14 protein-coding genes and 1 riboswitch are annotated in these 13,101 nt (G+C 54.5%); of the genes, 1 reads left to right on the forward strand and 13 read right to left on the reverse strand.

What is annotated here, in order from left to right:
• Nucleotides 1–74 precede the first annotated feature (74 nt).
• Both moeA and narL read right to left on the reverse strand, forming a co-directional pair.
• The gene (moeA, locus tag ACJJIC_RS02100) at nt 75–1,316 is read right to left on the reverse strand and encodes a molybdopterin molybdotransferase MoeA (protein WP_445356344.1); all 1,242 of its coding nucleotides are present in this window, start codon (nt 1,314–1,316) and stop codon (nt 75–77) included.
• A 45-nt stretch (nt 1,317–1,361) separates the two neighbouring features.
• Nucleotides 1,362–2,027 carry a two-component system response regulator NarL gene (gene narL / locus ACJJIC_RS02105; RefSeq protein WP_252084129.1) on the reverse strand — a complete coding sequence of 222 codons (666 nt, stop codon included), beginning with the start codon at nt 2,025–2,027 and terminating at the stop codon, nt 1,362–1,364.
• A gap of 195 nt (nt 2,028–2,222) precedes the next feature.
• Between narL and ACJJIC_RS02110 the strand changes: the two genes are divergently transcribed.
• Nucleotides 2,223–3,836, forward strand: coding sequence for an MFS transporter (locus tag ACJJIC_RS02110; protein ID WP_445356345.1), 1,614 nt, complete (start codon nt 2,223–2,225; stop codon nt 3,834–3,836).
• Nucleotides 3,837–4,010: 174 nt separating this feature from the next.
• Here the strand turns inward: ACJJIC_RS02110 and ACJJIC_RS02115 are convergent, their stop codons facing one another.
• The 11 genes from ACJJIC_RS02115 to ACJJIC_RS02165 form a co-directional block, all read right to left on the reverse strand.
• Nucleotides 4,011–5,129: an ATP-binding cassette domain-containing protein gene (locus ACJJIC_RS02115; RefSeq protein ID WP_445356346.1), complete on the reverse strand. Its 1,119-nt coding sequence runs from the start codon at nt 5,127–5,129 to the stop codon at nt 4,011–4,013.
• Nucleotides 5,129–5,851 (reverse strand): molybdate ABC transporter permease subunit, encoded by a 723-nt coding sequence (gene modB / locus ACJJIC_RS02120; protein WP_445356347.1) that lies wholly within the window; start codon nt 5,849–5,851, stop codon nt 5,129–5,131. Before modB ends, ACJJIC_RS02115 begins: the two co-directional genes overlap by 1 nt.
• Nucleotides 5,848–6,630: a molybdate ABC transporter substrate-binding protein gene (gene modA / locus ACJJIC_RS02125; RefSeq protein WP_445356348.1), complete on the reverse strand. Its 783-nt coding sequence runs from the start codon at nt 6,628–6,630 to the stop codon at nt 5,848–5,850. Before modA ends, modB begins: the two co-directional genes overlap by 4 nt.
• Nucleotides 6,615–7,094, reverse strand: a complete 480-nt coding sequence (gene moaE / locus ACJJIC_RS02130; protein WP_445357874.1) for a molybdopterin synthase catalytic subunit MoaE — start codon at nt 7,092–7,094, stop codon at nt 6,615–6,617. Before moaE ends, modA begins: the two co-directional genes overlap by 16 nt.
• Nucleotides 7,095–7,104: 10 nt before the next feature.
• On the reverse strand, nt 7,105–7,350 hold the full coding sequence (gene moaD / locus ACJJIC_RS02135) for a molybdopterin converting factor subunit 1 (RefSeq protein WP_445356349.1): 246 nt from the start codon (nt 7,348–7,350) through the stop codon (nt 7,105–7,107).
• 21 nt (nt 7,351–7,371) lie between these two features.
• On the reverse strand, nt 7,372–7,863 hold the full coding sequence (gene moaC, locus ACJJIC_RS02140; RefSeq protein WP_282951931.1) for a cyclic pyranopterin monophosphate synthase MoaC: 492 nt from the start codon (nt 7,861–7,863) through the stop codon (nt 7,372–7,374).
• A 3-nt stretch (nt 7,864–7,866) separates the two neighbouring features.
• Nucleotides 7,867–8,409: a molybdenum cofactor biosynthesis protein B gene (gene moaB / locus ACJJIC_RS02145; protein WP_108731355.1), complete on the reverse strand. Its 543-nt coding sequence runs from the start codon at nt 8,407–8,409 to the stop codon at nt 7,867–7,869.
• A gap of 2 nt (nt 8,410–8,411) precedes the next feature.
• A complete protein-coding gene (gene mobA / locus ACJJIC_RS02150) occupies nt 8,412–9,011 on the reverse strand; it encodes a molybdenum cofactor guanylyltransferase (RefSeq protein ID WP_444908467.1) in 600 nt (199 codons plus the stop codon).
• Nucleotides 9,012–9,015: 4 nt separating this feature from the next.
• On the reverse strand, nt 9,016–9,993 hold the full coding sequence (gene moaA, locus ACJJIC_RS02155; protein WP_444887742.1) for a GTP 3',8-cyclase MoaA: 978 nt from the start codon (nt 9,991–9,993) through the stop codon (nt 9,016–9,018).
• Nucleotides 9,982–10,132, reverse strand: a riboswitch (molybdenum cofactor riboswitch). (Overlaps the previous gene by 12 nt.)
• Before the next feature lie 217 nt (nt 10,133–10,349).
• Complete coding sequence (locus tag ACJJIC_RS02160; protein ID WP_444899322.1) at nt 10,350–11,573, reverse strand: alginate export family protein; 1,224 nt, start codon at nt 11,571–11,573, stop codon at nt 10,350–10,352.
• Nucleotides 11,574–11,714: 141 nt separating this feature from the next.
• Nucleotides 11,715–13,016 carry an MFS transporter gene (locus ACJJIC_RS02165; RefSeq protein WP_444908466.1) on the reverse strand — a complete coding sequence of 434 codons (1,302 nt, stop codon included), beginning with the start codon at nt 13,014–13,016 and terminating at the stop codon, nt 11,715–11,717.
• Nucleotides 13,017–13,101: the final 85 nt, after the last annotated feature.

Here is a 13,101-nt window from a genome sequence, read left to right on the forward strand (position 1 = left end):
ACATCAGCTTCAGACAAATTTTCTTAGATAGACATATATCGGCTCAGGCCAGCCAAAAAAGTCTATTAGCAGCCCTACCCCAACGGCACCCCCAAAGGCTCAATCACCACTTGCTCCCCAGCTTCTACACTGCCGCTATCCCGCGCTAAAACGATAAAGCAGTTAGCAACAGCCAGACCGGAAAGAATATGGCTCCCTTGGGTGCCAACCGGCTCCACCACCAATGCCCCACTTTCATCGCTGCGGTAAACTCCCCGCTGGAAATCGGTACGGCCGGGCTTTTTCTTTAGGGGTTTTAACAGTTTTGCCTGTAAGGTCTGCGGGCCAGTCCACTGATCGCCTTTCATCACACTCAGGGCCGGCACGGCCAGTTGGTAAAAAGTAACCAAAGCGGAAACCGGATTGCCGGGTAGGCCAAAGAAAGGGGTTCCCTGTAGGAAACCAAAAGCGAAAGGTTTACCTGGCTTCATCGCCACTTTCCAGAAGCCGATCTCTCCCAATTCTTCCAGCACTTCGCGGGTGTAATCCGCTTCGCCAACGGAGACACCACCGGAAGTAATAATGGCATCGGCCTCTTGGGAAGCACGTTGCAAGGCATTGGTGATGGCCTGTTTGTTATCGGGCAAAATACCCAAGTCCAAAATTTCCAGATCCAACTTATTGAGAGCAGCCAATAGAGCGATGCGGTTACTATCGTAGATATCGCCTTCACCTAGGGCTTCGCCGGGCTGACGCAGTTCATCGCCAGTAGAGAAAAGGGCAATGACTGGTTTGCGCACTACTGCCACTGTGCCAACACCGGCAGCGGCGAGCAGGGCAATATGGGGAACGCTGATGCGCTCTCCAGCCTTAAGCAGGCTAGCTCCTTCGGCCACATCTTCACCGCAGCGGCGAATATGATCTCCAGCGCGAACTTCACTGTTTATATGTATCGACTCTTCCTGGGCATCGACATTTTCCTGCATCACAATCGTATCCGCACCGACGGGTACTGCAGCTCCCGTCATAATGCGCACGCAAGTGCCCGGGTTCACCACACCGTCAAAAGGTGCACCGGCAAAAGATTTGCCGATCAGCTCTAACGGCAAGCCGCTGGCCAAGTCTTCAAAGCGCAGGGCGTAACCGTCCATCGCGGAGTTGTCGCAGGGCGGTAGGTTAACGGTGGAGAAAACATCCTCAGCCAATACTCGACCGGCGGCTTGTGCCAGGGGCAAAGTCTCAGTGCCACTGATTGGACTCAGTGCTTCGAGAAGTTTTTCGCGGGCACTTTCTATGGGCATCAGACCCGGTTGGCTACAGCAGTCGATAGTGGGCATAGAGAATTTCTCTTACTTCAGTCCTTTGCGGTGAGGGCAGATTGATCAGTGGTTTCGATCCTGGAAATCAGGGCGCCTTTGATTGACCATCCACACAGCGGCTTCCACACGGGAACGCATCCCCAATTTCTTTAATAAGTGTTTAACGTGCACCTTCACTGTTGCATCACTAATATCTAATTCGCGAGCAATTAATTTGTTGCTCAGGCCATCGGCGATTAATTGCAGTATCTGGTATTCACGGCTTGTGAGAGAGGAGAGGATATCCGCTCCCGAGTTATCCGGTTTGCGCAGTGCCGAGGCGAGAATTTCTGTGAGACGCTGGCTGATTGCAAGCTTGCCATGAGTAGCCAGAATAACTTGTTCAAGAATATCCTCGGGCTCCATATCCTTGAGCAGGTAGCCATCGGCACCGGCGCGGATACAAGACACCACGTCGGCATTATTATCAGAAACGGTGAGTATCACGATACGCGAGGAGACATCTGCAGCGCGCATTGCGCGCAGTGTGTCCAGCCCATCCATACCGCGCATATTCAGGTCCAGCAGAATAAGGTCCGGCTCGTGTTGCTTGGCCAGCACCAACGCTTCCTCTCCACTACTGGCCTCGGCCACCAGCTCCAGGCCGGGCTCCATTGCAAATAATTGTTTAAGGCCTTTGCGAAATAGCGGGTGGTCATCGACCATCATTACCGTAGCAGAAGAAATCATAGAGAGCCCCGCTTCAATTTGAAAATTGGTTTAAATCTGTACAGTGACTTTACCATAGCGTCCCACCTCGGCACTTACCCCCTAAGAGGTAGCTATTACTCCAGGGCAAAAGGGTTACTTCCTGTTGGTAATTGAGTAGGCTCAAACCCCGGCCCATAGTGGCTGTACGAATCATTTCGAGGAGGAGTGGCCGCCGTGTCTGACATCTACGAGTGGGCCCCGGAGGACAGCAAATTCTGGCAGTCCAAGGGCAAGAAAATCGCAAACCGGAATTTGTGGATATCCATTCCCAGTTTGCTGTGCGGCTTCGCCGTGTGGCTCTACTGGGGCATTATTACCGTTCAAATGCTCAACCTTGGCTTCCCCATTGCCAAAGCCGATCTGTTTACCCTAATGGCCATCGCCGGCCTCACCGGCGCTACCCTTCGAATACCCAGTAGTTTCTTTATTCGATTGTTCGGTGGGCGCAACACCATTGTATTTACCACAGCCCTGTTGATGATCCCCGCACTCGGCACCGGCATCGCCCTGCAGAGCAAGGAGACTCCACTGTGGGTATTCCAATTGCTGGCGCTGCTGTCTGGTATCGGCGGTGGTAACTTCGCCTCTTCCATGTCCAATATCAGCTTCTTTTTCCCCAAGGAAAAGCAGGGGTTGGCGCTTGGCCTGAATGCAGGCCTGGGTAACTTCGGTGTTACCACTATGCAGATCCTGGTACCGCTATTTATGACCTTCGGTGCCTTCGGCGCTGCTGGCGGCGACCCCATGATTCTGGTGAGCAGCTCTGGCTCACTGATAGGCAAGATACCGGCCGGTTCTGAAGCGTGGATTCAAAATGCCGGTTTTGTATGGTTGCTGTTCCTGATTCCGCTGGCCTTTGTGGGTTGGTTCGGCATGAACAACCTGCGCACCGACGAAGTCACCCCAGATGTGGGCAGCTCTATCGGCGCGATGATGAAGATGACCATGATGTTGGGAATCGGCCTCTTCACCGCAATCACAGGCCTGTGGCTGCTGCTTCCCGAAGCGGCCAATGGTTCAGGCTGGGGCGTGCCCAAGGAAATCGTGCTGGTGCTGGTAATCACTGCCACCGTGTTCGGTTTGAAACTGCTGCCCGGTGAGATCAGAACTAGCCTGCAACGCCAATACCGTATCTTCAACAACAAGCACACCTGGGTAATGAGTGTGATTTACACCATGACCTTCGGCAGCTTTATCGGTTTCGCGGCAGCCTTCCCCCTGGCTATCAAAGTGATCTTCGGGTACAGCCACGTGATGGTGGACGGGGTTATGACTCACGATACCATCAACAACAATGGCCCCAGCGCCCTGATGTACGCCTGGATGGGTCCGTTTATCGGCGCCCTGATTCGCCCGGTGGGTGGTTGGATCTCCGACCGTATCGGCGGAGCCCTGGTTACCCAAATCTGTGCCGCAATCATGGTGGCTAGTGCCCTGGGTGTGGCCTATTACATGAAAGCCGCCTACGGCTCAGCCACGCCGGAAGAGTTCTTCCTGCCCTTCTTCCTGCTGTTCCTGGTGCTGTTCGCCGCTACCGGTATCGGCAATGGCTCTACCTTCCGCACCATCGCCATGGTGTTCCCGAAAGAGCAGGCGGGTCCGGTATTGGGATGGACCTCAGCAGTTGCCGCCTACGGTGCCTTCTATATTCCCAAGGTCTTCGGCGAGCAGATCAAAGCCACTACCCCGGAATACGCCCTGGCAGGCATTGCCATCTTCTACGCGGTTTGCCTGGTGGTTAACTACTGGTTCTACCTGCGTAAAAACGGGGAGTTCTATAACCCTTAATTCAGTTTCACTCACGGGATACCGTTGCTTCGGGGAGGTTTTTACCTCCCCTTTTTTATGATGCACTGGTGGAGAAGCGATACCTTTTTCTACAGCCATTTCCCTCAGCCATTTTAAACCTCCATATTCCGCAGAAGTTTTCAGTACAAGATTATTCAAAGAGAAATAAGAGGCTTACAAACCAGCAAGACTACCGGCCTTAAACTGGGCAAAGTAGGTAGTGCCTTCACGCAGTTCTAGGCGCTCGCAGGAGAGACGGGAAATATCTGCGTAGAACACCTGATCAGCAGCAGCTAACTGTAGACGAATGCGGCCATCAGTAAGCTTCTGCTTTGCAACTAAGGTTATCGGCAGGCAATTGAGGATACTGGACAGGCCCGGCTTCTCTACACTGAGGCTGATATCTCCAGCTTCCAGCAGAAAAGCGGCGGTATCACCTTTGCGATAATGGCCTGCCACCCTATCTGCAAAGATGGAAATCCCACCTAAATCCAAAGTCAGCAAACCATCGCTTAGGGCTTCCACCCGCGCTTCAATCCGGCTGCGACAACTATCCCCTACGCCGTGGCTATCCAGGCGCTGGGCAACTTCAGGTAAAGGAAGTGGCGCGGACAAATTGGCAGAATCCATCCACAAACAGCGCTGGGCTAGCAGCTGGATTTCATCAAAGTCGTGACTGGTCCAGATTACCAGCGCCGGATATCGAGCCCAGAAATCCCGCAGGGTCGGCAATAGGCGCCGCAGTACTTGGGCGCAGTCAACCGCTGAAAGCGGCTCATCAAATAATTGCAGCGGCGCATTGTTAAAAAGCTGGCGTAATACAGCCACACGCTGCGCTTCTCCGCCAGACAATAGCTCTACCGGCTGATGGAGTAGCGGTTCAATACCAAAAGCCTTTAGCAGCCGACCACACTCTTCCTCGGGCAGTGGCTTGCGGCTGTAACGGCGGGCCAGTGCCAGGTTATCTGCCACCGACTGGCCGGCAAACAGTCGGCTATCCTGAAAGCCCAAAGAAAGCGTTCTCTTGTGGGTAGCCAGGGCGCGGCGTCCGCGCTGCCAAACTGTATTGGCAAACGTGATATTGCCACGGCAATGGCGCTGGCCAGCCAGGGCTGCCAACAATGTACTCTTGCCGCTGCCGGAGGGGCCGGTAAGACCAAAAATCCCAGAGGCAGGCAGCTCTAATTGCCAGGGAGCCGCAGCGTTAAGCGAAGTCACCAGCCCTGCAACACTCAGTCCGCTGGAATCAGAAGTGGTAGACGCAGTACCGAATAGGGGTAAGGTGATTTCCATTAGCCCAGCACCCCCATTACCGGTTTAGCCTGCTCGTTGTTTGATCCGCGCGGGGCCAAACTATGTCCCAGCCAACGGGCAGCGAGTAGCAGTACGGTAGTAATTCCCATCAACATCAAAGCCAGCCGGTGCGCCGCACCGTATTCCATCGCCTCCACATGCTGATAAAGAGCGATAGAAACCACCTGGGTCTCACCGGGAATAGCGCCACCAATCATCAACACTACCCCGAACTCACCCAGGGTATGGGCAAACGTTAAAGCGCAGGCACTCACAATAGCGGCGCGACTCGCCGGCAAAAGAACTTTTAATAATGCCGCCCAGGGCGGTATACCCAGTGCTGCGGCAGCCTGGGTCAGGCGCTGACCATTGGCATTAAACGCGGCCAACAGCGGCTGCACCATAAACGGCAGGGAATAAATCACTGACGCAAACACCAGGCCAGTGAAGGAAAACACCAAGGGGCCATCAAAAAGTTGTGACAACCACTGCCCGGGCGCATAGTTAGGGGAAAATAAAAGCAGTAAATAAAAACCCAACACCGTGGGTGGCAGTACCAGCGGCAGGGTAATTAATACCTCGATACCGTGGCGCCAGCGGCTCTGCCATTGACTCAATTTCCAGGCCAGGGGCACGCCGATAATAAACAGCAGTAAGGTAGTTAAGCCGGCCAATTTTAAAGTTAGCCACAGGGCCTGCCAGTCGGCAGCGGCGATATTCATAAGCCACTCCCTCCATCTCTACTTCGATATTGAGTTGGCAAAACACCGTAACCCAGGTGGTGCAGTTGCGCCTGCACTTCCCCTGAACGCAAATACTCAGCGAGGGACTGCGCCTCTTTAGGTCGACGGCTCTGGGTGGGAATCAGCAGCTGCTGTTCAATGGGTTTATACAAATGCTGCGGCAGCAGCCAGTAGTTGTCACGGCCGGCTGCTTGCATCTGGCTGGCGGCGACAAAGCCCAGCTGCGCATTGCCGGAATCCAGCATTAAATAGGCTTGGCCGGCATTGTGGGCCCGGGCTAATTGAGTTTGTTTTTTCTTCCACAAATCCAGGCTTTGCAGCGCCTGCCGGGCGGCAGTGCCGAAGGGTGCTACTTTCGGATCGGCTAATACAATTTTATCGGGCCAGGTTTGCAGTAGCTTTTCGATATTCGATTCCGATTTTGGGTGCCAGAGAGCCAGTAAACCCAGGGCGTAAGTCTGGCGACTGCTACCCAGTGCCCCACCTTGCTTTTCCAGCAGTTCGGGACGCTCACGATCGGCGGACAGGAATAAATCGAAGGGCGCGCGGTGCGCTATTTGTTGGTAGAGCACCCCAGTGCTGCCGCTACTGATTTGCACCACACAGACATGGCGACGCTCAAATTCCGGCAGCACTTCCTCCAGTGCCGGGCGGAAGCTGGCCGCTACCGCCACCCGCAAGGTGCAGTTATCCGCATTAACCGGTAGCGCGATGGCCACCAGTAAAGCGGATAGCAGCAGGCTCAGCCGGCAGACCACTTTTCCATCTCCGCAGCATCGCTGGCCCGGGCTTCAACCCAGCGCTCTGAAGGTTTACCGGACTCATCCGCAACCGCTTCGCGCTTCCAGAAAGGCGCCTCAGTTTTGAGGCGATCCATGATGTATTGGCAGGCGACAAAGGCAGCCTGGCGGTGGGGGCTGGTAACACCGACAAAAACAATTTCATCGTTGATCTGCATGGGGCCAACACGGTGGACGATAGTCACACGCCCCAGGGACCAGCGATCGCGGGCATCATTGATAATCCGCTGCAGGCTTTTTTCGGTCATGCCCGGATAGTGCTCCAGGGCCAGGCCGCAGACATCACTACCGGCATTGAAGTCCCGCACCGAACCCACAAACAGGGCGCAGGCACCATCGCCACTGTTGCCTTGCAGCGCAGTATATTCAGCCGCTACGTCGAGGGGCGTTTCACAGACTTCAATACGATCAACGGCTGTCATATTGGCACCACTAGCCGCCGGTAACCGGCGGGAAAAATGCAACTTCATCCCCGGCCTTCACCTGGGCTCCGGTTTCTGCCAGCTCCTGGTTCAGGGCCATACGAATATCATCCCTTTGCAGGTGCGAACTCCAGTCCGGGTGTTGGTCACATAGGGTTTTGCGAAGATCATCGAGACTGCCGGAAAAGTCCTCCAGGGTAGTCTCGCCCATGCCCAATTGCTGGCGCAGACGCGCAAAAAACAGAACCTTTACCATCGCTTTACACCTCTGAAATTTTTACGCCTTGTCCGCAGCATCGCCGCGCCAGTGGCCGCGCTTACCGCCGGTTTTTTGCAGCAGGCGGGTCGGGCCGATTTCCATCGCCGGGTCCACGGCTTTGCACATATCGTAAATGGTCAGCGCCGCTACCGAAGCCGCGGTTAACGCTTCCATTTCCACCCCGGTACGCCCGGCCAGGCGGCAGAAAGCGGTGATATGCACACTGTGTTTTTCCGGCTGCAATTCGAAATCCACCGCTACTTTGGTCAACGCCAGTGGATGGCACAGGGGAATTAAATCCGAGGTTTTCTTCGCGGCCTGGATGCCGGCGATACGAGCTACAGAAAGCACATCGCCTTTTTTGTGCGCCCCTTGGCTAAGCAGTGCAAAAGCCTCTGCACTCATACAAATGCTGCTCTCAGCCAGGGCGCTGCGGTCAGTGATGTCCTTCTCGGTAACATCCACCATGCTGGCTTCGCCGCGCTGGTTTAAATGGGTTAATTGGCTCACAAATTACCCCCGGCTCTCGCAGGGCGCGCTGGCAAAGCGCACATGAGGGATAAAGTTACAGGGCTTGTGCCGGGCATCCAGCTGCTCCAGCAATATGCCTTCCCAAGCCGTGCGGCAGGCTCCGGTGGAACCAGGCATACAACATATCAGTGTGCGATTCGCCAGGCCGGCGAGCGCGCGGGATTGCACGGTGGAGCTGCCGATATCCCCCAGGGAAATATGGCGGAACAGCTCGCCGAAGCCGTCGACGGTCTTGTCGAACAGCGGGCTCAGAGCTTCCGGCGTGGAGTCGCGATCGGTAAAACCGGTACCGCCGGTCACCAATACCACCTGCACTTTGGGATCGGCAATCCAGGCGGAGACCACCGCGCGCATCTGGTAAACATCGTCCGGGGTAATGCGCTTATCCGCGAGCTGATGGCCGGCAGTTTTGAGGGCTTCCACCAGGTACTGGCCAGAGGTATCAGTCTGCTCGTTGCGGGTATCGGATACGGTAAGTACCGCGATATTGAGCGGTACAAATTCTTTGCTAGCGTGTGCGGACATAATCAGTGGTCTCTCAAAAAACTGTTTTCTGGAGTTTTATCCGGCGTACTCAAGCCGAGATAATCTGCCGGCGTATTGATATTGCGATGCCAATCGCCGGCACTTTTTATGGGTATGGATTTGGCCCCCAGGTGACGCAGCAGCGCGCCGACAGAATTGCGCGCACTGCCCTCAACGGCACGGCGCAAATAATCCAGGCAGTCGCCATTTAAAGGCAGCCACAGGGGAAAAAAGAAGTTTTCAAAATAACAGGGCCGGCCACTTGCCTGCCCCTCTGTCAATAACTCTGCGAGGTGCTCCCGCCCAAGCAAGGGCATATCTACCGGGATTACCAGGGCCGCGTCAGCACCGGTTGCCAGGGCTACCGAATAAAGGCCGCCCAGTGGGCCCCGCTCTGGCACCAGGTCTTCAATCGCTCCAGGGCGGGCGCCGCTGGTGACGACTTTTGCCAGCGGAAGCTCACTCAACAATGCCTCAGCATGCTGCAAGAAATTGCCCTGTTGGGGGTGGGCCAGCAGGGCCTTGTCGCGGCCCATCCGGCTGGAGCGGCCGCCGGCCAGCACCACGCCGATTGTCGATTTACTAACAAGAGCCCTGGCCATAACCCTAGCCCCCCAGCATCGCCAGGTTGCGGGTAGCGCCGGTAAAACCTTCGTGCAGTTGGTGGCCTGCGGTTTTATCCACAATCAACTCACGGATATGGGCTGCCAGCGCTTCGCTATCGCCGGCGGCAATGATTTCGCGCATATCAAAGCCCTGGTCGGCAAACAGGCACAGGTGTAGCTTGCCCTGGGCCGATACCCGCAGGCGGTTGCAGCTTGCGCAGAAGTCTTTGCCGTAAGGGGTAATCAGGCCGATACGGCCGGCGTAATCCGGGTGGAAATACTCCCGCGCCGGACCGGCATCGCGGGTGCGGATCACCTGCTCCCAACCTTCCCGCAGCAACAGGGTTTCTATATCGCCACCGGAGACATGGTTGCTGGCGAAGAACTCGCGGTTATCGCCGGTGCGCATCAATTCAATAAAGCGCAGGGTCACCGGAGTCTCACGAACCCAGGCGAGGAAGTTATCCAGCTCGGCCAGGTTGTACTGGCGCATCAGCACTGCGTTGACCTTGGTATCGATACCCAAGGCCAGAGCACGATCCAGGCCTGCTAAGGCTTTATCCAGGCGATTGTGGCCGGTGATATGGTGGAATTGAGCCGGGTCGAGGCTGTCGATACTGACATTCACCTGATCCAAGCCGGCGCGGTGCCAGTCGTCTATCTGACTGGGCAGGCGGTAACCGTTGGTGGTAATGGCTAAGCGGCGAATCTTATCGCTAGCGCGCACGGCTTCGAGCAGCGGCACCAGATCTTTGCGCAGGGAGGGCTCTCCGCCGGTAAGGCGTACCTTTTCCGTACCCAGGGAAGCGAAAGCGCGCACCAATGTGCCCACCTCAGCCACTGAGAGAGGATTTTCCCCTTCCAGGGAACGTCCGCAACCGATGCCCTCGGGCAGGCAGTAGTTGCAGCGGTAATTGCAGATGTCCGTCACGGACAGGCGCAGGTAGTAAAACCTACGGCCAAAATTGTCTTGTAACATTAAACGCCTTTCCAATTTCGGGAGGCCGCGCAGTTTCCCGCTAGACCCTGGTGGCCGGTACGGCCACGGTCCCGGCACCTTGCAACGTCAATAAAAAACGGCGCTGTTTAGGTAGCGGGACTCGGTGTTTAAACTGATGTCAGTGTATCAAGCTGGTTAATTTATGCTTGGGGCAAAGGTGGTACTCCTTAGGTACTCACAGTGATGCCAACCGGTAAGGGAAATAACATCACAAAATAGAAATTCAGTAGGCAGAATGGCTAAAAACCGAAAAATACCCCTAAAGAAATTCTTCGGTTTTTATAAGTAAAACCCCGGCCAGAGCCGGGGCCTCGCTATGGAGCGGCTTTATTTAATTAAAAATTGGCAGTAACCATTAACCAGAACTTGTCGGTATCCACGTTGTGATCGTCAGCCTGGTAAGAGGCGTATTTCACCAGTGCAGAAATATCCTCTGTCAGCTTGCGGCCGTAGCTGATATTCCACTCATGGCCATAATTTGCGGAACCTTCATTCGCATCAAAATTGTGATAAGCCATATTCAACTTGCCACCCACAAGTTTCATAGCACCGCTGATATACATATCTTCAATGCCTTCGCCTGGAGTCACCAAGAACTGGTCGGTGAAACCTTGGAATTTATGCAGGGTAGCCAGCGGCGTTTTGAAACCAACGCCATTATCAGAACCCAGTACTTCATAACCGAGTTTTGCGGTTACCGGGCCCAGGTCTGCGCCAACTTCCGCCAGATAGTAGTCGGCATTGTAGTCGAAGGGGTTGTCCCCGGTATCGTCCTGGCGCGCATAGCTTAGATTAGCTTTTACAGGGCCAAAACTTCCTTTGTAATCCACCCCATAGGTGCGGCTGGAATTATTCACGAAATTTTCTAAATCCAGGCTGTAAACAAAACCGCTGACTTTATGGTTTTCGGCCACCGGGTAGCTGGCATGGAGTAGCTGGATATTGCCTTCAAATTCGGCGCCGGCGCTATCTTCACCAAAAACCCGGTTTACGTTGTACACGTAGCTGTAGTCCAGCTGCAGGCTGTCGGCGCTGCCATACTGATAGCGTATGCCGTCGTAAGTCTGCTCGTTCTGCCTCCAGCCAACACCGCCAACAAAGCGCTGGCCATCGAGGTTAATACGCTGGCGACCAGCAGTAATTATGGAATTTTCTCCGTTATAACGGATATAGGCCTGGTTAACCTCTGTGCCATCTGGATCGGCCACTACCGGGTAATTAGTTTTACCATTGACGGTGGAGTTGTAATTGTCGTTACCGACTGCAGTAACATCGTCCATCTCAAGAAAACCACTGAAGCCGCGGTAGCTGCCGCTGCGCCAGTTGAGGCGGGTTCTCAGAGTGGACGCGAGTGCATCCCCATTAATACCATCCTGGTCATAATCTTCCTGGTCGACGATCTCTACGCGATAACGCAGATTCAACCCGACTTCACCGGATTTAAGCGCGTCGACAAGAGTGGCATTTTCACCATCCTGCGCAGCGGCCTGCAATGCGACTGTGCTGCAGGCCCCCAACAGTAAAGCACCGAAAATTTTGGGAAATCTGGAAATGGTCATTACGCTTTTCCTTTGCAACAACGGAGTGACAGTGACAAATTACAATTTTTCAGACGTGGTTGAAACCACAGTTTTTCTCGGTAGAAAAAATAAATACTTCCTACCCTTTACACACACATAATTCCATTTTGGTAGTGGGCGCTACCTATCTGGCAAAGCCGCAGAGTTACTCGTATCCTCATGCAAAAAATTATTTTGCCTGGCAAAGGCCAAACGCTGTTGATATTGCTCCCTCTGGATTGCCAGATACATTACCAACATACAAACTGCCAGCACGCCGTAGAGCAACATAAATGCCGCACTGTGAATACCCACTAAATCCTGTGCGATACCAAACAGGACCGGCAGAGTAAAACCGCCCAGCGCACCGATTGTGGCTACAGTGCCACCGACACTGCCCATATGTGCCGGAAAATTATCGTGTAGCGCCTTGTAAACTGAAGCGCGACCAAACCCCTGGGCAATACCAATCACCAGCAACAGCAGGGTAAACAACTCAATGCCCACCTCGATATTTAGATGCACATCCCGTTCCACCCCGTGAATCGTCATACTGGTTGGGGGGTAACTGAGAAAAAACAGGCATACCAAGCAGGTCCAGAACACACTCCAATTCACCGTGCGCGCACCATAGCGATCTGCAAACCAGCCACCCAGCGCACGCAGCGAACTGGACAGGGCCACAAACAGCAGGGTCAGCGCCATCGCCACCTGGGTGCTGACTTCATACACCGCCAGGTAGTAATTCGGCAACCACAGTAAAAGTGCGAGAAAGCTGCCGAAGACAAAATAATAATAGAGCCCATAACGCCACACCTTGATCTGCATCAGTGGCCTTAGATGGTGCTGAATTTTTGCCTTGTTACGACTGCGCATATAGCGGGTTTCTTCAGGTGCACAAAATTCGAATAACACCACCATAAGCAAAATACCAACCGCATAAATCGGCCCAATCCATTCTCGCCCCAGCCAATTCTGGATCGCTGGCGCCAGGGCCAGGGTAATCGCCGCCCCGGCATTGCCTGCACCAAAAATGCCCATCGCGGTGCCCTGCTGCCTCCTTTCGAACCACGGAGTGATATAGCGAATACCCAACACAAAGGAGACCCCGGAAATCCCCAACCACAAACCGGCCAGTAGATGCTCACCGTAACTCTCGATATAGGGCAAGAGTAAAAGCACCGGCAGCAGCAATAGCATTTGCAGGAGGATAAGTTTTTTTGCCGAGAAATATTCCACCAACAAGCCGGCGGGAAAACGCAGTAACGCACCGCTCAGGATCGGCGCGGCCAGTAAGATGCCGTACTCTGTGGCTGAGAGGTCTAGCTGCCCGCGGACTTCCACTCCAAGCACCGCATAGAGTGTCCACACGGAAAAGTTCGCAGCAAACATGGCCGAAGCAAATATCAGCACACGCCCGGCGAGTTGCTGGGTATATTGCACCGCGGGCTTCTCCTATTTTTTCAGTTTTCGGGAAGGTTATTTGGTCACCACATCGGCTGCCCGATCAATACGCACCGGCTGCGCC

This window comes from Microbulbifer mixtoriginis (SeqCode) (assembly GCF_052468275.1).